At 70.8% G+C, this 19,592-nt stretch carries 17 protein-coding genes; 5 read left to right on the forward strand and 12 right to left on the reverse strand.

Features of this window, described 5'->3' with window-relative positions; genetic code table 11:
* Positions 1–293: 293 nt before the first annotated feature.
* A complete protein-coding gene (locus tag Sri02f_RS17770) occupies positions 294–974 on the reverse strand; it encodes a class I SAM-dependent methyltransferase (RefSeq protein WP_109002427.1) in 681 nt (226 codons plus the stop codon).
* Between the two features lie 246 nt (positions 975–1,220).
* On the opposite strand from Sri02f_RS17770, the gene Sri02f_RS17775 reads away from it, so the two are divergent.
* Positions 1,221–1,463 (forward strand): DUF6411 family protein, encoded by a 243-nt coding sequence (locus tag Sri02f_RS17775; RefSeq protein WP_109002287.1) that lies wholly within the window; start codon positions 1,221–1,223, stop codon positions 1,461–1,463.
* A gap of 39 nt (positions 1,464–1,502) precedes the next feature.
* On the opposite strand, the gene Sri02f_RS17780 is transcribed toward Sri02f_RS17775, so the two are convergent.
* Positions 1,503–2,954, reverse strand: coding sequence for an amidase (locus Sri02f_RS17780; protein ID WP_109002288.1), 1,452 nt, complete (start codon positions 2,952–2,954; stop codon positions 1,503–1,505).
* Positions 2,955–3,209: 255 nt separating this feature from the next.
* On the opposite strand from Sri02f_RS17780, the gene Sri02f_RS17785 reads away from it, so the two are divergent.
* Complete coding sequence (locus Sri02f_RS17785; RefSeq protein WP_109002289.1) at positions 3,210–6,218, forward strand: glycoside hydrolase family 3 protein; 3,009 nt, start codon at positions 3,210–3,212, stop codon at positions 6,216–6,218.
* A 221-nt stretch (positions 6,219–6,439) separates the two neighbouring features.
* On the opposite strand, the gene Sri02f_RS17790 is transcribed toward Sri02f_RS17785, so the two are convergent.
* The 3 genes from Sri02f_RS17790 to Sri02f_RS43635 all read right to left on the reverse strand — a co-directional run bounded on the left by Sri02f_RS17790 (position 6,440) and on the right by Sri02f_RS43635 (position 9,008).
* Complete coding sequence (locus Sri02f_RS17790) at positions 6,440–8,164, reverse strand: acyl-CoA dehydrogenase family protein (RefSeq protein ID WP_109002290.1); 1,725 nt, start codon at positions 8,162–8,164, stop codon at positions 6,440–6,442.
* 93 nt (positions 8,165–8,257) lie between these two features.
* Entirely contained in the window at positions 8,258–8,815 is a 558-nt protein-coding gene (locus tag Sri02f_RS17795; protein WP_109002291.1) for a PadR family transcriptional regulator, read from the reverse strand.
* A gap of 58 nt (positions 8,816–8,873) precedes the next feature.
* Positions 8,874–9,008, reverse strand: a complete 135-nt coding sequence (locus tag Sri02f_RS43635) for a hypothetical protein (RefSeq protein WP_281261893.1) — start codon at positions 9,006–9,008, stop codon at positions 8,874–8,876.
* Between the two features lie 256 nt (positions 9,009–9,264).
* Here Sri02f_RS43635 and Sri02f_RS17800 point away from each other — a divergent pair, with 256 nt between their 5' ends.
* Both Sri02f_RS17800 and Sri02f_RS44340 read left to right on the forward strand, forming a co-directional pair.
* Positions 9,265–10,518 (forward strand): hypothetical protein, encoded by a 1,254-nt coding sequence (locus Sri02f_RS17800; RefSeq protein ID WP_109002292.1) that lies wholly within the window; start codon positions 9,265–9,267, stop codon positions 10,516–10,518.
* 180 nt (positions 10,519–10,698) lie between these two features.
* A complete protein-coding gene (locus Sri02f_RS44340; protein WP_445009688.1) occupies positions 10,699–11,259 on the forward strand; it encodes a class III lanthionine synthetase LanKC N-terminal domain-containing protein in 561 nt (186 codons plus the stop codon).
* A 38-nt stretch (positions 11,260–11,297) separates the two neighbouring features.
* On the opposite strand, the gene Sri02f_RS17810 is transcribed toward Sri02f_RS44340, so the two are convergent.
* From Sri02f_RS17810 to Sri02f_RS42240, 6 genes are all read right to left on the reverse strand, one after another.
* Complete coding sequence (locus Sri02f_RS17810) at positions 11,298–13,898, reverse strand: SpoIIE family protein phosphatase/ATP-binding protein (protein ID WP_245970677.1); 2,601 nt, start codon at positions 13,896–13,898, stop codon at positions 11,298–11,300.
* 116 nt (positions 13,899–14,014) lie between these two features.
* Positions 14,015–15,580, reverse strand: a complete 1,566-nt coding sequence (locus Sri02f_RS17815; RefSeq protein WP_109002293.1) for a nitrilase-related carbon-nitrogen hydrolase — start codon at positions 15,578–15,580, stop codon at positions 14,015–14,017.
* 60 nt (positions 15,581–15,640) lie between these two features.
* Complete coding sequence (locus tag Sri02f_RS17820; RefSeq protein ID WP_109002294.1) at positions 15,641–16,309, reverse strand: response regulator; 669 nt, start codon at positions 16,307–16,309, stop codon at positions 15,641–15,643.
* Positions 16,303–17,391, reverse strand: coding sequence for a histidine kinase (locus Sri02f_RS17825; protein WP_109002295.1), 1,089 nt, complete (start codon positions 17,389–17,391; stop codon positions 16,303–16,305). The genes Sri02f_RS17820 and Sri02f_RS17825 overlap by 7 nt, the downstream gene beginning before the upstream one ends.
* A 423-nt stretch (positions 17,392–17,814) precedes the next feature.
* Positions 17,815–18,288, reverse strand: coding sequence for a hypothetical protein (locus tag Sri02f_RS42235; protein ID WP_218029879.1), 474 nt, complete (start codon positions 18,286–18,288; stop codon positions 17,815–17,817).
* Positions 18,289–18,302: 14 nt separating this feature from the next.
* Positions 18,303–18,743 (reverse strand): MBL fold metallo-hydrolase, encoded by a 441-nt coding sequence (locus tag Sri02f_RS42240; protein ID WP_218029880.1) that lies wholly within the window; start codon positions 18,741–18,743, stop codon positions 18,303–18,305.
* A gap of 187 nt (positions 18,744–18,930) precedes the next feature.
* Here Sri02f_RS42240 and Sri02f_RS17835 point away from each other — a divergent pair, with 187 nt between their 5' ends.
* A complete protein-coding gene (locus tag Sri02f_RS17835) occupies positions 18,931–19,152 on the forward strand; it encodes a hypothetical protein (RefSeq protein WP_109002296.1) in 222 nt (73 codons plus the stop codon).
* Between the two features lie 104 nt (positions 19,153–19,256).
* Here Sri02f_RS17835 and Sri02f_RS17840 read toward each other — a convergent pair whose 3' ends face one another.
* A complete protein-coding gene (locus Sri02f_RS17840; protein WP_159106718.1) occupies positions 19,257–19,472 on the reverse strand; it encodes a hypothetical protein in 216 nt (71 codons plus the stop codon).
* Between the last annotated feature and the right edge of the window lie 120 nt (positions 19,473–19,592).

Consider the following 19,592-nt stretch of genomic DNA (forward strand, 5'->3'; position numbering starts at 1 on the left):
TATTCGACGATAGTCCCAGTGTGGTCGCAGACCCAAAGGGCGGGAGGATCCGGTTCGCGGCGTCGGCGCCTCTTATGGACGCCCCCCGCATGGCCGACGCTCTCGCGCCGACGGGCCGACCGTCTCCTGGCGTCGCAGGCGACGGATTCCCCAGGGACCGGCAGGAGACGTCCATGTCACATCGTGCTCCCCTCGCAGGCACAGCCGCCGCGACCGTACGCGTCACCCCGCCGGCCGGGACCGCTCACGCCCAGGACCTCGACTGCCGCGACGTCGCTCGGGCCTGGAGTCCCTCAGCGCAGTCGGCGTGCGCGGAGCACCAGGTCGTCGGCATGGTGTGCGCCGGCGCCACCGTCGGGTGCCACGCGGGGGCGTTGCTCGTGCACCTGCACCTCCCAATCGTCGTCGAGCTGAGCGGCGACCATCGAGGGCCAGACGTAGTCGGCCGGGTCGAAGCCGCCGTCCTGCGCGTGCTGGGTGTCCATCCCCGCGTGGTGCACGAGCAGCAGCACGCCGCCGGGCGCGACAGCGGCGAGCAGCGCTCGCTCGGCCGCGGCGTCGGGGGTGCGCAGCAGGGCCGGGTACTGCGCGGAGACCAGGTCGAAGGAGGCAGCCGGGAGACCTGCCTCGGTGAGCGCGGCGTGCACCCAGTGAACGGTGAGCCCGGCGTCCCGCGCGTGCCCGGCCGCCCGCTCCAGTGCCAGGCCCGAGACCTCGAGGGCGGTCACGTCCCAGCCGGCGCGTGCGAGCCAGACGGCGTCCGCGCCCTCGCCGCAGCCGACGTCGAGCACCCGCCCCGGTGTGAGCCCGGCGACCTCGGCCACGAGCGCGCCGTTGGGCCGGCCGCTCCACAGCTGGTCCCGGTCGGCGTATCGGTTGTCCCACTCCGCCCGCACCGCGGGGTCGCCGACGTATCCGTCGGCGGGAAAGGAGTTGGCGGAAGCAGGCGATCCTGCTGCGATGTTGTCGGTCACGGCCCCACGGTCGTCCACCGGGGCCCACGGCCGCCACTCTTGTTGCCGGTCCGGCAAATCGTCGTCCGAAGAGCGTCGCCGTCGCACCGGACGTCATCGCGGTCGTCAGCGGCTCGCCCGGCACCCCGACCGACTGCCCCCTGGCGTGGCCCGCGCCGCAGCGGGCAGTCGGTCGGTAGCACAAAACGCCACGTCCGTGCTGTGGCACGGAGTTGAACCCGTCCAGACCGGCCCAGGAGTCTCCCCATGATGATCGTCGGCGTGATCGCCTTCTGCGTGATCCTCGCGGTACTCGCTTTCGTCGTCCCGCGACTGAGCAGGCACCCCCAGAACGGCGCGCAGCGCGGCCTGGGTTGGGGATCTCGTGCCGGTTCCAAGGCCCCCGGCCCGCTGGGGCGCCTGTTGAGCAAGCCTTTCGAGTCCAGCTCGCGGGCCGTGGGCCGCAGTGGTTCCGCGGGCCGCCGGGCGCGTCGCCGTCTGCCCTTCTGACCGACCAGTGGCGCGCTGCCCCGACCGGCACAGGGCGCTCTACCGCGGTGCCTCGAAGCCGCCGATCCGCTGCTCGAGCAGTTCGGCCAGCCGCAGCGGGGTGCGGTCCTCGAACATCGGGCCGATCAACTGCACTCCCACCGGCAGGCCCTCGGGGGATCTGCCCGCCGGTACGGCGGTGGCGGGCAGGCCCGGCATGGTGGCGACACCGGCCCACACGAGCTGGTCCAGGTACGGGTACTCGACGCCGTCGATGTCGATGCGGCGCTTCATCGGATCGGGGTCGTGATCGTGCGGAAACGCGGGAGTGGGAGTGACGGGACACACCACGGCGTCGAACTCGGCGAAGAGCTGCCGCCATCCATGGCGGTGGCGCTCTCGGCCATTGTTCGCCTCCATCCAGTCGCGGTGACTGGACACCGTGCCGCGCAGCCGTGCCGCATCGAGGCTCTGATCGTCCGCTCCCAGTCCGTGGGCCTGGGTCCGCAGTCGCCCGTACGCTTCGGCGGGAAAACGCGCAGCCGAGCTCGCGAACAGCAGATGCGTGTAGAGCATCGCGGCTTCGGTCAGGTCGGGCAGCAGCGGACTGTGTCGCTCCACCCGGGCGCCGCCCTCGACGAGCGCGTCGGCCACCCGATGCACCCCCGCCCGCACGGCGGAACCGGTCGGGATGAGCGGATGCTCGTCCAGGACCAGGACCCTGAAGTCGCCGAGCCGCTCGTGGCGCGCGGGCGGCAGCGTCAGGTCGTACGCCGCACCCAGCGTCAGCGGGTCCGGTCCGGCCATGACGTCGAGCAGGAGCGTGAGGTCGCGGGCGGTGCGCGCCATGGGCCCGACGACGGCGAGGTCGGACTCGGCCGGGTACGCCGGCCCCTGCGGCGGGACCATACCGCGGCTCGCCGCCAGCCCGAGCGTCGGCTTGTGTGCGTAGACACCGCAGAAATGTGCGGGAGTGCGCAACGAACCCCCGATGTCGGAGCCGATGGACAGCGCGCCGAACCCGGACGCCAGGGCGGCCGCTGATCCCCCGGAGGACCCACCCGGCGTACGACGGTGATCCCACGGGTTGTTGGTGGTGCCGTAGATCTCGTTGAAGCTCTGCACGTCCTGCAGTCCCAACGGCACATTGGTCTTGCCGAGCACCACCGCGCCCGCGGCCTTGAGCCGCGACACCTGCACCGCGTCCTCGGCCGGCACGTAGTGTCGATGGAGCGGCATGCCCCAGGTCGTGGGCAGCCCGGCGACGTCGTAGGACTCCTTGACCGTCACCGGAATGCCGAGCAACGGCCGGTCCTCACCGCGGGCGCGCGCCCGGTCGGCGCCGCGTGCGGCGGCCCGCGCCCGCTCGAAGTCCGGCACGCAGATCGCGTTGATCGCCTCGTCGTGCTGCTCGATCCGTGTGATCGCCGCGTCGGTCACGTCCTCCGAGGTCGTTTCACCGGCACGTAAGGCAGCCGCGAGTTCCTCAGCCGTCAAAAGGTTCGACTCCATGCTGCGGACCGTATCGGCTACGGGAAGAGGCCATGAAATGGCCGTTCGCACAACGGGTTTGGACGCCTTCGCACTCATGGCGCGACGTCCGCGAGGTCCTGCGCGATCGAGAAGCGGTCGAGCCGGCCAGGGGGGCGACCTCCTCCCCGGCGGCGTGCGCTGTCCGACGTGACGTCTTGACGGGTGTGCGGGCCATGAGTTGACTCACGGCGTGATCTAAGCATTGAGCGAAACACGTGAGCCGAGGGAAGGTCCATGCCGAGAACCGCTCTGCTCCTCTCCACCGCCCTGCTCGCCGTCGTGCTGTCGCCGACGACGTCCCAGGCCGCCGACGACCCCGCGCCGGTTCCCGTCGACCGCTTCGAGGGCGAGGTCCCCTTCGCCTCTCAGCCGGCCGAGGGCATCTTCACCTGGGGCGGCGACGGCGACGATCCGCCCGCCCTGCAGCTGACCGCTCGCGCCGACGCCCCCGAAGGCCAGAAGGTGCTCACCGGCGCCTACGACATCAGCGGCTACGGCGGCTTCACGCACGACTTCGCGGCCGACCGGCCCGCGCACGACTGGTCCGCCCGCCGAGGCGTCCGCTTCTGGTGGGAGGGCCAGGACTCCGGCAAGAAGGTCCCCTTCGAGATCAAGGACGGCGGCGCGAACGGCGAGGCCTCCGAGCTGTGGACGACCACCTTCACCGACGACTTCAGCGGCTGGAAACAGATCGAGCTCCCCTTCGCCGACTTCGCCTACCGCACGGACTACCAGCCCGTCGGCGGCATCGACCACGTCCTCGGGCTCACCCAGATGTGGGGGTACGCCGTCACGCTCCCCGTCGGCGTCAAGGGTCTCTTCGCCATGGACGACGTCGAGCTGTACGGCAGGGCCGACCAGGCGCTGCGGGCGCATGTGACGACCGACGCGGCCGTCTACCCGATACGGGAGGGCGGCACGGCCACCGTCTCGGTCACCGTCGCCACCACCGGGTCAGCCCCCCTCGACGACCCGGTCACCGTCGCCTACGCGACCACCGGCGGCACCGCCGACCCGGGCCGGGACTACACGCCGGTCACCGGAACACTCACCTTCCCGGCCGGGACGGCGTCGGGAGCGACGCGGACCATCGAGGTCCGCACCCTCCGCGACAAGTACGCCGAGCCCGCCGAGACCGTCCCGCTGAAGCTGACCGTCACCGGGGCCAAGGCCCCCGCCGAGACACCGCAGGTCGTCCTCAACGCCAACGGACTGCCCTATCTGGACGCCAAGTTGCCGGTGCGCAAGCGTGTCGCCGATCTCCTGTCCCGCATGTCCCTCAGGGAGAAGGCGGGACAGATGACCCAGGCCGAGCGCGGCGCCGTGGGGGAGGGGGCCGACGTCGCCACGTACGAGCTCGGCTCGCTGCTCTCCGGCGGCGGCTCGACGCCCACGCCGAACACCCCCGGAGCCTGGGCGAAGATGATCGACGGCTTCCAGCTCCGGGCCCAGGCCACGCGGTTGCAGATCCCGCTGATCTACGGCGTCGACGCCGTGCACGGCCACAACAACCTGGTCGGCGCCACGATCATGCCGCACAACATCGGCATCGGCGCGACCCGTGACCCCCAACTCGCCCAGCAGACCGGTGCGGTGACGGCCAGTGAGGTCCGCGCCACCGGCGTCCCGTGGGACTTCGCCCCCTGCCTGTGCGTCACCCGCGACGAACGCTGGGGCCGCTCCTACGAGTCCTTCGGCGAGGACCCGGCCCTCGTCCAGTCCATGGAGACCGTCATCCAGGGGCTACAGGGCCGCGCCGACGGGCGGGATCTGAAGGACGACGACAAGGTCCTGGCCACGGCCAAGCACTTCGTGGGCGACGGCGGCACCGAGTACGGCTCGTCCACCACGGGCACGTACACCATCGACCAGGGCGTCACCAAGGTCACCCGGCAGCAGCTGGAGGCCGTCCACCTGGCGCCGTACCGAACGGCCGTGGACCGGGGCATCGGCACCGTCATGCCGTCGTACTCCTCGCTCGACGTCCTCGGCGACGGACAGGGTCCGGTGAAGATGCACGCCCGCGCCGACATGATCAACGGTGTGCTCAAGGGACGTATGGGCTTCGACGGGTTCGTCATCAGCGACTGGAACGCCGTCGACCAGCTCCCCGGCGACTATCCGTCCCAGGTCCGCACGGCGGTCCGCGCCGGCGTCGACATGATGATGGTGCCGTACGGCTACAAGGACTTCACCTCGGCCCTGATCGGCGAGGTCGACGCCGGACGGGTGAGCGGCAAGCGGATCGACGACGCCGTCTCGCGCGTCCTCACGCAGAAGTTCCGGCTGGGACTGTTCGAGCACCCTTATGCGCAGACGGCCAACGCCTCCGGGATCGGCGGCGCCGCGCACCGGGCCGTCGCCCGTCAGGCGGCCGCCGAGTCGCAGGTGCTCCTGAAGAACAGCGGCGGGCTGCTCCCGCTGAGGAAGGCGCAGAAGGTCTACGTCGCCGGGTCCAACGCCGACGACCTCGGGAACCAGACCGGAGGCTGGACGGTCACCTGGCAGGGCGCCTCCGGCACCCACACCCAGGGCACCACCGTCCTCGACGCGATGCGCAAGGACGGAAACGTCAGCTACTCCAAGGACGCCTCCGCGCCCACGGCCGGCTACGACGTCGGCGTGGTCGTCGTCGGCGAGACCCCGTACGCGGAGGGCGTCGGGGACGTCGGCAACGGGCACTCCCTCGAACTGTCGGCCGCCGACCGTTCCGCGATCGACAAGGTGTGCGCGGCCATGAAGTGCGTGGTGCTGGTCGTCTCCGGACGCCCCCAGCTGATCGGCGACCGGCTCGGCGCGATCGACGCCCTGGTCGCGTCCTGGCTGCCGGGCACCGAGGGCGACGGCGTGGCCGACGTCCTCTACGGGAAACGGCCCTTCACCGGTCGGCTGCCGGTCACCTGGCCCCGGTCCGAGGCTCAGCTGCCCATCAACGTGGGCGACACGTCGTACGACCCGCTGTTCCCCTATGGCTGGGGCCTGACGACCCTGGCCAAGACGCCGGCGGGCGGCGCGGCCACCCTTCGGACGCTCGGCGTCGCGGCCGCCGCGGCCGAGCGGGCCGGGGCCGACCGGACGGGCCGGGCACTCGTCGCCCGGGCCCGGCAGATCGTCCAGCAGAAGGTGGGCACGCACCTCACGGCGGGGGCCGCGAAACCGTTCGCCGACGCCGACCACCTCTCGCTCACCGGACGGTACGGAGCGGCCGTCCGGAAGCTGGGCGAGGCCTACCGGGCCGCCTGAGAAAGCGCCGTCCGCGCGCGCGACCCGGCAGGGCAGGACGTCGGCGGCGGGGGGCGACTGAAGCCCGCCGTACGGATGTGCGGACCCGAAGCCCCCTAGCCCGTCCCTGACAGGCGCTGCGATCCGTCGGGCGGATCGCAGCCGTCGCCCATATCTCGGTCACCTCGCGGGGTACGGCGGACGCTGTGCCCCACGAGGCGGCCCGAGGCCGCGTCGGGGCCTCAGGGCTTCATCTCGTACGCCCCCGACAGAGCCTCGACCCGTTGCCAGACGCGCTCCGAACGCGCCGCGTCGACGACCGGACGCCGGACCGCGCCGAGTGCCCAGAGCTGCTGCTCCCCGGTCGCGGAGTCCTTGCCGTGCAGCTCGACGGCGTGCGCGGAGAAGTCCCGCACGAGGACGGCGAACAGCTCGTCGAGCACATCGTCGTCGAGGCCCGTGAGGGCGGCCTGCTCCAGGACCAGCTGCCCGTGGACGACGAGCGCGAAGAGCTGCCCGACGGCGAGGAGCAGGTCGAGGTCCCGGCTCTGCTCCTTGTCCGGCGCGGCCTTGAGCACGAAGTCGCAGAGCGCGTCGGCCTGTTCCCGGGACCGGGCCACGTTGGGCAGGTGGGCGTACGCGTCGAAGGCCGGCCGCCAGTCATGAAAACGCACCGAACCCAGGCCGCGGGCCGGGCCCTGGCGGAAGAGGAACTCGTCGTCGGCCGCGTCGAGGCGGGTGGCGACGGGCTCGTAGGGGACCGGGTCGAGGAGGTGGTTGCGCATGAACTTGAGGATCAGCGCCAGGTTGACGTGGACGGTGCCCTCCAGCTTCGGCAGGCTGCGGATCTCGACGGCGGCCTGGGCGAAGTAGGTGTCCTTCTCGAAGCCCTTGGCGGCGATGACGTCCCACATCAGGTCGATGACCTTCTCGCCCTCGGTGGTCACCTTCATCTTGGTCATCGGGTTGAAGAGGAGGTAGCGGCGGTCGTCGGGGCCCGCGGTGCGGAAGTAGTCGACGGCCCGGTCGCTGAACAGCTTCATGCCTACGAGCCGGACGTAGGCGTCGGTCAACTCCCGCCGCACATGCGGGAAGGCGGTGACCGGGCGGCCGTAGAGGATGCGGTTCTGCGCGTGGGTGACGGCCTCGTACATCGCGTGCTCGCAGATGCCGATCGAGGCGGTGCACAGGTTGAACTTGCCGACGTTGACCGTGTTGAGGGCGGCGTCGAACGCGGCGCGGCCGGTGTGCAGCACGTCCTCCGGGCCTACGGGACAGTCCTCCAGGCGGAACTCGCTGACGTACTTCGACGAGTCGACGACGTTCTTGACCAGGTGGTACGCCGGGTGGCGGCTGTCAGCGGCGAAGAAGACGTATCCATCGGGGCCTTCCACGTCGGTGCGCCGGCCGAAGACGGAGACGAGCCCGGCGGCGTTGCCGTTGCCGATGTAGTACTTGGAACCGGTGGCCCGGAAGCCGCCCGCGCCGTCGGGCTCCAGAAGCATGTCGGTGGAGTAGATGTCGGCGCCGTGGGCCTTCTCGGACAGGCCGAAGGCGAACACCTCACCCTGGGCGAGCAGTTGCGCCGCGCGGGCGCGGGCGGCGGGGTTCTCGCTCTGCCAGACCGGGCCGAGGCCGAGGATGGTGACCTGCCACGCGTACCAATAGTCCAGGCCGTAGAAGCCGAGGATCTCGTTGAGGGCGGCTATGCGCGCGGTGTCCCAGCGCTTGTCGCCCTCGCCCGCTCCGGCGGCGGAAGAGATCGTGAGGAACGTCGCGAAGAGGCCCTCCTCGGCGGCGAACGCGAGGAAGTCGCCGAGCCAGGCGCGGGTCCGGTAGTCCTCGATCAGGCGGCGCTTGCCCCGCTCCTCGAACCAGTCGACGGTGGCGCGCAACAACCTGCGGGTCTCCGGGTCGAAGTGCGCGGGGTCGTACGTCCGCGGGTTGAAGAGCAGCGTGTCGGCCATGGGTGCCGCCTTTCGGCTGGGAAGGGTGAAAGCGGTAACGGACAGAAGTACGGGTACGGGTACGGATACGGGGGCCGAGCTCCGGTCGGCCGGTCAGCGACCGGCGTCGAGGCCGGCGAGTGTGGCGAGGACGTCGTCGAGCCAGGCGATCATCATCCGCTCGTACGCCATGCCGCCGCGCAGTACGACGTGCTGGAGCTCCCGCTCGGCGTCGAGGGGACCGCCTGCCGTGGGCTCCCCGAAGTCGCGGGCCTCGCCCGTGAGGTAGTGGGCCAGGCGATCCGTGTGCGCCTGCCGGTGCCGCTCGACCTCAGTGATCAGGGCGGCCGGATCACCGAAGGCGGCGCCCCGCACCTTCACCGCCAGGTCGTGCCGCACGCTCTCGGGCTCGGTCGCTTCCTGGAGCCACGCGCCGAGCGCGTCCCGCCCCGGCCCGGCGACGGAGTACTCCTTCTTGTCCGGACGCCCGTACTGCTGGACGTCCCGGACGTCGACCCAGCCGTCGCTCGTCATGCGCTTGAGCACGCGGTAGATCTGCTGGTGGGTGGCGGTCCAGAAGTACCCGATGGACCGCTCGAAGCGCCGGGCCAGCTCGTAGCCGGAGCCCGGCTTCTCCAGCAGGGAGACGAGGATCGCGTGCTCGAGCGCCATGCGCACGATCTTCCTATGCACCTCGTTGCATAGCAACGCCGCAGCCGTGAGACACGGCTCACCCGGTGCAGGTCGCGCAGATCGCCGCCGACGGCGGCATGTCCGGTTCGGGCTGCTCGTCGACCTCCGTGAACTCCATCTGCGAGCCGTCTCCTTGACGTCCGGTGGGTGCGGCGGGGTGAGATGGATCCAACTGGTAGCACCTCCGCAACGATGCTTCCATGGAGATTGAGCCATGCCCTCGTGACAGCACCGAGGAAGGCTCAGGTGCGTTCACAGACCGGAGGTGACGATCATGCCGTCGGCCCCAAAGCCGGACCTCGCCTGCCAGTCACCGCTCTTGTTCATCGGGAGCACGACCCTGTTCCTCGACATCACGGGATGAAGGACTTCCGCATCGACGATGTGCTGACCGGGGCTTGGGGTGACCTCGATCGGGAAGAGGAGCCTTGCTGGAGGTCGGTATGGCCAACGGGAAAGAGTTCAACGGCTCCGAACGCCCGGCGAAGGCCAGAGGAAGCCTCTCCGTCTTCATTCTCGTGTGGATCGCCTCGCTCTTGCTCGCGCGTAACGCCGTACCGGACTCATCGAAGCAGGATCACCCATACCAGCCGACCAGGCGTAAGAACGTCGTCCAGTTGCCCAAGTCACCCAAAATCCAGTTCAGGACGCACCGGACGGCTTGGCGCGAGCGAGCTGCCGCACGCATCCTCTATCTGGAGCAACAGGCAGACCGTGAAAGGTGCCGAACGGCAAAGAGCCCGGCCGAGCAGTGTCAACGGAAGGAGACACTGGAAGGGATCTCGCGGCAACTCGAAGAGGCGGGCAATGCCATCACCGCACGGAGGCGCCTCTTCTCCGGAGCCGCGGCCCTGGAACGGACCTGGGCCAATGTGCGCGCGACCGATGTGATGCTGCTTGCGTTGTGTGCGGACGAAGATCTGAGGAGCCGAAGCGCTGACGTGCTGAGCCACGTCCAGCAGCATCTTCGACCGGGCAACCCGCTTCGAGTGAGGACGGAGGCGGTGGAGAAGCGCCTGGAGACGAAGAATCCTGGACCGGGGGACCGGGAACTCCTCGTCCTCGCTCTGAGCGCTTCGTACGACGCGCTGGACGCCGAATTCAGCAGAGTGCGCAGCCTCAGCATCATTCTGCGGATCGCCACCTTCTTCGTTCTTCTCGGCGCCGGTGGACTCGCGGCCTGGGGGTGGTCTTGTCCCCATTCCCTGAACATGTGTTTCATCCCCAAGAGCGGGGGCCCCATCGCATGCCCATCCGGGGAGATTTCTCCGAAACCGCACCATGTTCCGAGTCGGTATGCCCAGCGCGACGACGTCCTCCTGATCGAGGCGGCAGGGCTGGCCGGCGCCGCGCTCACCGTCATTGCCTCTCTGCGCCGGATCCAGGGAACCAGCACTCCTTACATGTTGCCGCTTTCGGCCGCGCTGCTGAAATTCCCGACCGGCGCTCTGACGGCTTTCATCGGGGTGCTGCTGATCAAGGGGGCGTTCATTCCCGGCCTGAGCGCCCTGGATTCCAGTTCGCAGATCATGGCCTGGGCCGTCATTTTCGGCGCAGCGCAGCATCTTGTGACCCGCTTCGTCGACGCCCGGGCCCGCGAAACCCTGTCGGACGTGGGCCGCGCGCCCGCCGATCCCGAACCGGTCGCCCCGGGGACCGCACGGGGCTCCGCAAGGAAGTGAGCGACCTTCGTTGAAGGAACGGTGGACGCATGGGCTTTCGGCCGGTTTGCCGACCGGGCCGGCCGGTCGGCGTCCGTGAACACCTGGCGCCCGGCTCGTGCGTGCGATGTGCACGGGCGAGGTGTGCGAGGGGGTGTGCGATGTGCACAGGCCCGGCTGTGCGCAACCCACGCCGTGCCGGTGACAGACGAACGATGTCCGTGCTCCGCCGCTCTGCCATCGTGGGAGAGGAACGCCCGGACAACCGCTCAGGAGGGCACCGGATCCGGAGGCTTCCGTGGACAAGCGGTACGAAATCGCGTCGCGTTCAAGTTCCTCCCCGGCCTGGAGACCCTGTTCCTCGCCAACGCCAAGTACGCGCACCGCGGATCCAGCGGGAAGTTCGTGACCGTCTATCCGAGCGACGAGTCCGAGTGCGAGCGCATCCTCGCCGAGCTGGGCGACGTCCTCGACGGTCTGCCCGGACGGTGCATCCTCAGCGATCTGCGCTGGCGGGACGGCCCACTGCACGTCAGATACGGCGCCCTCGCCGACCGCCACTGCGACAACACCGTACGGTGTATCGCCCACTATCACCCGGATTGCCGGACTTCCCGACGGCGGCGGACCCGGACGGTCGCCCGCCCGGTCCGGCTTCGGGCGGCCGTCTTGGAGGCCCGCCACCTCCGGTTTCGGGCCCGCGGACGTCAGCTTGATCCTTGGTCGGGGATGCCTCCGCCGGCGCGAGCCGCTGAGGGCTGACGGCTCTGAGGGTTCAGGGCGCGCAGCCCCGCGGCGTCTCAGTCTTTCGGCAGCGCCTGCTCAGCCCAGATCACCTTGCCCTGGGGGGTGTAGCGAGTTCCCCAGCGCTCGGTCAGCTGCGACACCAGGAAGAGGCCCCGGCCGCCCTCGTCGGTCGTCGCGGCGTACCGCAGGTGGGGCGAGGTACTGCTGCCGTCGGTCACCTCGCAGATCAGCGTGCGGTCGTGGATCAGCCGCAGGTGTATCGGCTCGCAGCCGTAGCGGACGGCGTTGGTGACGAGCTCGCTCAGCACCAGTTCCGTGCTGAAGGCCAGCTCGGACAGGCCCCACTCGTCGAGCTTGTCGGAGGCTGTGGCGCGTACCGCGGCGACGGCGGCCGGATCGGGTGGCACGTCCCACTCGGCGATCCGGTCCGGCGGCAGCGCATGGGTGCGGGCGATGAGCAGAGCCACGTCGTCGGCGGGGTGGTCGGGCAGCAGTGATCCCAGTACGGCCCGGCAGCTCTCCTCCGGCGCGCGCTCGGGGTGACCCGTCAGGGCCTTGCGCAGGAGTTCCATCCCTTCGTCGAGGTCGCGGGTCCGGTCCTCGACGAGACCGTCGGTGTACAGGACGAGCTGGGAGCCTTCGGCGATGTCCAGCTCAGCCGTCTGGAAGGGCATGCCGCCCAGACCCAGAGGCGGACCCGGCGGCAGGTCGGGAAAGATCACGTTCCCGTCAGGATCGGCCAGCGCCGGAGCCAGGTGTCCCGCGCGCGCCATGGTGCAGCGGAGCGTCGTCGGGTCGTAGATCGCGTACAGGCAGGTGGCGCCCACGACGGCAGCGGGGTCGTCCGTGCACGCCTCGTCCTGGTCGATGCGCCCCACCAGGTCGTCCAGGTGACTGAGCAGTTCGTCGGGCGGCAGATCGAGCGTGGAGAAGTTGTGCACCGCGGTCCGCAGCCGCCCCATGGTCGCGGCGGCGTGCAGGCCGTGGCCGACCACGTCGCCGACGACGAGCGCCACGCGGCTGCCGGGCAGGGGAATCACGTCGAACCAGTCCCCGCTCACACCCGACTGCGCCGGGAGGTACCGGTAGCCGACGTCGAGGGCGCTCTGCTCGGGCAGGCCTTGCGGCAGCAGGCTGCGCTGCAGGGTGACCGCCAGGGCGTGCTCGCGCGTGTACCGGCGGGCGTTGTCGATGCTGACCGCGGCGCGGGCGACGAGTTCCTCGGCCAGTGAGAGTTCTTCCTGGTCGAAGGGGCTGTGCTCCTCGCAGCGCCAGAAGTTGACCATGCCGAGCACGACCCCGCGGGCCTGGATCGGAGCTGCTATGAGCGAATGGATGCCGTAGTCCAGTATCTGTTCGGTGCGTTCCGGGTCCTGCAGATGCCAGCCCGTCGCCGTGGACAGGTCGGCCACCAGTTCGGAGCGGCCGGTGCCGTAGCCGCGTGCCTGGGGTGTGGAGGGAAGGAAGTCGATCAGCCGGTCCTTCTCGTAGAGCGGTTGATCGTCGCGGATGCCCCATACGGCGACCCGTCGCATTCCCTTTGCGGTGGCGGCAGGCTCCTCGCCGTGCAGTACGGCGTCGGCCAGATCCACGGTGACGAAGTCGGCGAAGCGGGGGACGGCGATCCGGGCGAGTTCGTCGGCCGTCCGGACGACGTCGAGGGTGGTGCCGATGCCCAGTCCGGCGTCGTAGAGCAGCTTCAGCCGCTCACCTGTGATCTCGGCCCTGCCCGACACGGCCTGCAGCTCCGTGGAGTCGCGCAGCGTCACCACGGTGCCCTTGGGGCCTCCTGCACCGCGACCCGTGGACCTCTGGTTGACCACCAGCAGCCGCGGCCCGGCCAGATGTACCTCGTCGTTGGCCTCGCGGCCGGAGCTGAGCACGGACATGATCTCGGGTTCGAGGTGCGACATCCGGGAGACGTGCTGTCCCTCTGCCTCCGGGGGCAGCTCCAGCAGACGCTTGGCCTCGTCGTTCGCCAGGAGCAGCCGCCCCTCGTCATTGACGATGAGCACCCCTTCGCGCACGGAGTGCAGCACCGCGTCGTGGTGCTCGTACATGCGGGTCATCTCGTTGGGGGCCAGACTGTGCGTCTGCCGTCGTAGCCGCCGGCTCACCAGCACCGTGGCGGCGGTGGCCGCTCCGAGCGCGCCTGCCCCGGCGGTCAGGATGATCGGTATCTGCCGCTCCACCAGGCCGGTCACATGCTTGACCTTCAGCCCGGCGGAGACGAGGGCCACCACGTGGCCCCGGGCGTTCCGGACGGGCACGGTGGCCTGGACTTCCTGGCCGAGCGGGCCGTGCACGCTTTCGGTGTAGACCTTGCCCGCCAGCGCCGGCTCGATCTTTCCCACGAACCGTTTTCCGATCCGGTCCGGCAGGGGATGGGTGTATCGGATCCCCTTCGTGTCCATGACGACGACGAAGTCGACGCCCGCGGCCTTGCGTCCGGCCTCGGTCTGCGGCTGCAGGATCTTGGAGGGATCGGGCGCTTGCAGCGCGGACAGCACGCCCGGCGCGTGCGCGAAGGTCTGGGCGACGGCTATGGATCTTCGTTTGGCCTCGGCGTTGGTCTGCCGCTGCGACTGGAGGACAAGGGCGAAGACGGCGAATGCCACGAGGAGCACCACCAGTGTCACCTGCATGAGGAGCATCTGGCCTGCGACGGTCCGGGTGCTCCTGCGCACCAGCGACCATAGACGCGATATGCGCGTATCTCGGGCAAAACGGTCTTCCATTCGGCCTTTCTAACACTGCCCGCACCGTCAAGTCACGGGTTCTGCCCTCGCGCCCGCATGCCGGACGCCCATCGACGCCCTCCACCACCACGACGGGGACTCAAGCTGTACCGGGTCTCACCAGTAACAACAGCCTCATTGGCACGTGGGTCGTCGTTCCGTGTGACCTGGCCTCCGGCCCGTGGGAAGCGCCGTCGGCCGATGGTCACAGCGGCGAGCAGCAGCATGCAGAGCCAGGCGAACCAGTCGCCGAACCGGTCGTACACGGTGGCGCCGGCGGGGGCGGGAAGGGCAGCCGTGACCGTGGTGAAGTCGTCGTGGCCGGTGACCTGTTCGGCGAGCACCCGGCCGTACGGGTCGCTGACGGTCAGTCTCCCGGCACGGGCCGTGCGCGCCACGGCCAGGCCGTTCTCCACACCGCGGGCGACGGCCATCCGGCTGTGCAGCCGGCCGTCCTCGGTGAAGTCCCATGCGGGCGCGAGGAGGACGGCGGCGCCGTGGCCGCGGTAGTCGCGGACCAGGGCAGGGAAGTCCAGGTCCTTGCAGATGATGAGGCCGTGGCCGGGGGAGACGAACGTCAGCCCGCCGCCGGGCCGCAGTTCCTCCTCGGCTCCTGGGATGAGGTGGTGCTTGAGGTACAGCACCGGCTCGCCGCCCTGCGCGCGGAACCCGAGAGCGGCGTTGGAGGACGTCCCGGCGCGGTCGAGCACCAGCCCGACGACGATGTCCTGGCGGTGCTCGACGGCCAGCCGCCGAAGCGGGCCGGTGAGGACCGGCAGCGTCCGCTCGTCCGCGGCGAAGGTCTTCTCCGGGAGGACCACCGTGCTCGTCGAGCGGGGCAGGGCGCGGATCCGCATGACGTAGCGGTCGAGGAGGCGTCGGCCGGCGGTGGTGGCCAGGTCGGCGGTGTCGTCGGGTCGGTCGGTGTCCAGCAGGGCGACACGGGCGGTGGCGACGGGGTGCGGCTGACTCAGCCGCCATGTGCCGTAGCCGAGCGACAGGGCCATCACGACGGCGGCCACCACCAGAACCCGGCCCCCGCCGATCCGGCCCCTGCCGCCCCGGTCCCTGCCCTGCACCTGTGGCGTGGTCGCCGCGGCCAGCGCCGCCGGGAGGCCCATCACCAGGAACGTGATCCCCCACGGCCCGGTGAGGGAGGCCGTCTGGAGCACCGGCAGCACGTCCGCCTGGGTGTAGGCCAGGCTCAGCCAGGCGCCGTGGGGCAGGGCCAGCGACACGACGTACTCCAGCGCGACCCAGCCCGCAGGGACGGCAGCGGCGGCAGCGAGCGGACGACCGTTCACCAACAGCCGGCGATATGCGCAGGTCAGCAGGGCGAACACCAGCGCCTGGCCGAGTATGACGGCGACGGCGGCCGGGAGCGGCATGTCCAGGGCGCCGAGGAAGTACGGCCACATCCTGCTCTGCCCGAGGAGCCAGGCGAGCCCCGCGGCGCAGCACGCGACGCGCGCACCCACCCGGGGGGCCAGCCGGAGGACCGGCAGGGGCGCGAGCCAGGTGAGCCAGGGCAGCGGGTGCAGGCCGGTGCCGAACAGCAGCAGCACGGAACTGACGAGGGTCGGGACGAGGACGGTCATGGAGCGATCCTGTGCCGCGCGGCCGCGCCGGTGCGTCGCTCCCGCGAGCGCTTTCGGCCCTCACTCCTGAGAGTCACCCGGTGCGACAAGACCGGACTCGTAGGCGAACACCACCGCCTGCACGCGGTCGCGCAGGCCGAGTTTGGTGAGGACGTGGCTCACGTGCGTCTTGACGGTGTGCTCGGTGACGACCAGGGCGCCCGCGATCTCGGCGTTCGACAGGCCGCGGGCGACGAGCCGCAGCGTCTCGGCCTCACGGGCGGTGAGCTGCCGTAGGCGGGCGGCGAGACGGGGGGCGACGCCGTGGCTCGGTCGTCTGACCAGGTCCTCCACCAGCCGGCGGGTGACCGCGGGGGCGAGCAGCGAGTCGCCCGCTGCCACCACCCGTACGGCCCGGGCGAGTTCGTCCCGTCTGATGTCCTTCAACAGGAAGCCGCTCGCCCCGGCCCGCAACGCGTCGTAGACGTACTCGTCCAGGTCGAACATGGTGAGCACCAGGACCCGGGAGGGCAGTGCCGAGCAGATCCGTTCGGTGGCCTCGATGCCGTTCATGCCGGGCATCCGCACGTCCATGACCACGACGTCGGGCCGCAGTTCGTGCGCTGTCCGGACCGCGGCGGCGCCGTCGGCCGCCTCGCCGACCACCGACATGTCGTCCTGGCCGTTCAGGATCGCGGCGAACGCCGCACGGAACAGGTCCTGGTCGTCGGCGACGAGAACGCTCAGCATGCGGCTCGTTCCACCGGAAAACGCGCGACGACCGTGAACCCCCGCGGGCCCGGCCCGGCGCGCACGGTGCCGCCGCACGTCGTCGCGCGCTCGTGCATCCCGATGATCCCCAGGCCCCCGGGTCGCGGGGTTCCGCCCCGGCCGTCGTCGGCGATCTCGATCTCCAGGTCGCCGCCCCAACGCACCCGCACGGCCACCGCGCCGGCCGCGGCGTGCTTGCGGACGTTCGTCAGCGCCTCCTGGACGATCCGGTACGCGGCGACGCCGACCTCGGGCGGGACCGTGCGCGGCGCACCCTCCACGGTCAGTCGCACCGGCAGCTCGAAGGCCCGCACCAGGTCCTTGATCGTCGCGAGCCCGGGCTGCGGCGCACCCGCCGGCATCTCCCTGAGGACGCCGAGCAGCGCACGCAGGTGGGTCAGGGCGGCGCGTCCGGTGTCGGCGATGCGGTCGAAGGCCTCCGTCTGGGCGTCCCGGCCGTCCGCCGCGTCGGACTCGCCCCGCCGGGCGAAGGGACCGGCCTCCGCCTGGACGACCATCAGACCGACCGAGTGCGTCACGACGTCGTGCATGTCGCGGGCGATACGGGCGCGTTCACGCAGCACCGCCGCGGTTCTCTCCTGTTCGAGACGCCGGGCGCGCTCGGCATGCTCCGCAGCCTGCGAACGGCGTGCCTGTTCGGCTGTGCCCAGCGCGAACGCGGCGAAGAAGGCCGTCCCCATGAGCGGATAGACGTCGGCGTTCTCCCGCGGCAGGGCCAGCGAGACGTAGACGGCGGCCACCGTGATCGGCAGCGACACCAGCCGCACCAGGGGACGGCTCAGCGCGGCAACCGAGTACACCCCCACCAGCGGCCCCCACGGCAGCAGCAGCGGCTTCTGCCACAGCACCAGCGCGGTCGTCGCCGCACCGACGACCAGGGTGACCGGCACCGGCGCCCGCCGCCGCCACAGCACCGGAGCCGAAGCGGCCAGGGCCAGCGGCGCCATCCACCAGCGCCCGGGCGACGGCAGCACGGGCACGACCGTGGCCAGCGTGACGGCCAGCGCCACCAGCGGGTCGACGATCCGTGGGCTTCGCATGCCGTTCAGTGTCCTGGCCGACAGGCCCCCACACCTCACTCGCAGGAGTGAGAAGCGGCTTCCACCACAAGCCGCCGCCCGCCGCGCGCCCGCCGCTCCTTCGAACAGTCAGTACGGAAGGAGGCGTCCCGACGGCGTCCTGCGGTCGATCTCGTCCTTCGAGGGCGAGGCGGGCCGACGGCTGACACGGACATGAATCCGGGCCTGACGGTTCATGACGCCCTCCTCGCGTGGTGCCTCCGGTGCATCCGGTCTGGAGTACATGCCCCGCGTCCGACGCCTCCACCCCCGTCGGCGCGCTCGTAAAGAACATCGGGTCCGAGGCGTGAGACGCCCTCGACGCCGACGGCCGCGAGAAAAGCCCCGTCTCGGGCTGAACGGCATCGCGCCGGACTGCCCCTGAGTCCCCGTCAACGCGATCGGTCAGGCGGGATCGGCGAGATCGGCGAGAGGGGCGCTCGCTTGCCAGGCGACGGGCATGACGACGTCGACACCGTCGCGGCGGGCCAGGGGCAGCAGCCGGCTCATCGTGGCATCAAGGCTGTCCAGGAAGTAGGGCATGGGCCGCAGGGGCCGGTGGAGGCCGACGAACAAGTCGTCCCAGTGCACGAGGACGACGCGCCGGGCTCCGGTCGTGACGACCACCTCGTCCCAGTAGGCGTCCAGGAACCCGGGCCGCTGCCGCCCCAGGCTGCCGACACCCAGATAGACGACGTCGGCGAGGCGCCCCTGCAGGGCGCCGGGTCGGAAGTTCGCACTGGCGTGGAGCAGGATGCGGCCCGCGGGATGGGCGATCAGCACGCTGTAGGCGGTGCCCGTCCTCCAGGCGCCGGCACGGGCCGGGGGCACAAGGGGTTCGTCGACGGTACCGGGGTAGTGGTCCCCGGGGCTGTGCACGGAGTCGAGGAAGGTCAGGTCGAAAGGCCGTAGGAGACCGTGGCCCCGTCCGCCACCACGCGCAGGGACGACTCCGGCACCCCCAGGCCGCGGCCGATGTTCGCGGTGGAAGGCGAGCCGACCAGCTCCGCGCCGGTCTCCAACGCCCACACCGGCGCATCCAGAGCGTGGTCGTCATGGGCGTGGGCGCAGACCACGGCGGCCAACTCCTCCACCCGCAGCCGGGCGATGGCGGACCGTACGAGAGAGCGGTCGGGCGCGAGCTTGCCCATGGCGACGCGGAGCATCCCGGGTCGGGTCACGAACCCGTCGCTCAGGACTGAGGTCTCCCCGTCCGACAGGAGCACGGAACTCGTGCCCAGGAAGTGGGCGACCAGCCCGCCGTGCTCCGGCGCGACGGGCTGCCGGTAGGGCAGACAGGGGCGCAGACTCGGACGGCCGAAGGGCATTCGCATAGCGGCATTCTGACCTGTCGCACGAGGCGGGGAGTGGGGGCGTGGGCTCGATACCGGGATCGGTGCCGGGCAGGCCTGAGCGGGTGACATCGTGGGACGTCCGGCCGTACGGGTCTTCGATCATCGTCTGGGCGTGCCGGCGGAGGGGCGGGGGCAGAAGAAGGCGTGAGGGCCGAGGAGTGTCGAGATGAGTGAACGTCAGGACGGCGAATGGCTGGCGATGACGCCGGCGGACTTCGACCGGGACGTCCCCCTGCGTCTGAACGTGGGCACGGGACCCACCCCTGTGCCGGCAGAGCCCGACGAGTGCGGCACGGTCCCGCTCTTCGGCCACGAGCCGCCCGCTCGGCGACCGGTCCGGCGCGCCGGGCGCCGGACCGGCCCCGTGGAACAGGACGAGCTGTTCTGACCCGGCCGGGGCGGGGGCCCCGAACTCAACTGCCCGGCCACGCGCGGAAATCCGCCTCGGGGGTATGACCACGTGCGCACGGGAACAGGACCACAGGAGTTCTCCTACCTGTCCCTGCGAGCGGCGAAGTAGCCGATGACCTCGATGGCGTTGAAGGCTCCCACGGGCACGGCCACCAGGCTCCACCAGGGGGAGACACCGCCCGTGATGCTCGAGATCAGCAGCGCGACGCACCCCACTCCTGAGGAACCCGCCACGAACAGCTCGTGACGTCCTTCGGCGCGGAGCCCGTACAACGGGCCTTGAGGATGCGACTTCATGCTCACTCCGTCGGTGAGGGCGGGCGCGCCCGATGGGGCTGCGGCACAGCGGGCTGTTCCGCTTCGGTCCCGAACTGTACGGCCGCGGGCAGAGAACGGCATCGGTGGAACCACGTAGTC

The sequence above is a fragment of the Streptomyces rishiriensis genome, assembly GCF_003112535.1.
Taxonomy (GTDB): Bacteria; Actinomycetota; Actinomycetes; order Streptomycetales; family Streptomycetaceae; genus Streptomyces; species Streptomyces rishiriensis.

Excerpts from the sequence above, each read along its gene's own strand:
- Sri02f_RS17775 (WP_109002287.1), top strand. The coding sequence starts at position 1,221 with ATGATGATCGTCGGCGTGATCGCCTTCTGCGTGATCCTCGCGGTACTC.
- Sri02f_RS17780 (WP_109002288.1), bottom strand. The coding sequence starts at position 2,954 with ATGGAGTCGAACCTTTTGACGGCTGAGGAACTCGCGGCTGCCTTACGT.
- Sri02f_RS17785 (WP_109002289.1), top strand. The coding sequence starts at position 3,210 with ATGCCGAGAACCGCTCTGCTCCTCTCCACCGCCCTGCTCGCCGTCGTG.
- Sri02f_RS17790 (WP_109002290.1), bottom strand. The coding sequence starts at position 8,164 with ATGGCCGACACGCTGCTCTTCAACCCGCGGACGTACGACCCCGCGCAC.
- Sri02f_RS17795 (WP_109002291.1), bottom strand. The coding sequence starts at position 8,815 with ATGGCGCTCGAGCACGCGATCCTCGTCTCCCTGCTGGAGAAGCCGGGC.
- Sri02f_RS17810 (WP_245970677.1), bottom strand. The coding sequence starts at position 13,898 with ATGCTCCTCATGCAGGTGACACTGGTGGTGCTCCTCGTGGCATTCGCC.
- Sri02f_RS17815 (WP_109002293.1), bottom strand. The coding sequence starts at position 15,580 with ATGACCGTCCTCGTCCCGACCCTCGTCAGTTCCGTGCTGCTGCTGTTC.
- Sri02f_RS17820 (WP_109002294.1), bottom strand. The coding sequence starts at position 16,309 with ATGCTGAGCGTTCTCGTCGCCGACGACCAGGACCTGTTCCGTGCGGCG.
- Sri02f_RS17825 (WP_109002295.1), bottom strand. The coding sequence starts at position 17,391 with ATGCGAAGCCCACGGATCGTCGACCCGCTGGTGGCGCTGGCCGTCACG.
- Sri02f_RS42240 (WP_218029880.1), bottom strand. The coding sequence starts at position 18,743 with ATGCGAATGCCCTTCGGCCGTCCGAGTCTGCGCCCCTGTCTGCCCTAC.
- Sri02f_RS17835 (WP_109002296.1), top strand. The coding sequence starts at position 18,931 with ATGAGTGAACGTCAGGACGGCGAATGGCTGGCGATGACGCCGGCGGAC.
- Sri02f_RS17840 (WP_159106718.1), bottom strand. The coding sequence starts at position 19,472 with ATGAAGTCGCATCCTCAAGGCCCGTTGTACGGGCTCCGCGCCGAAGGA.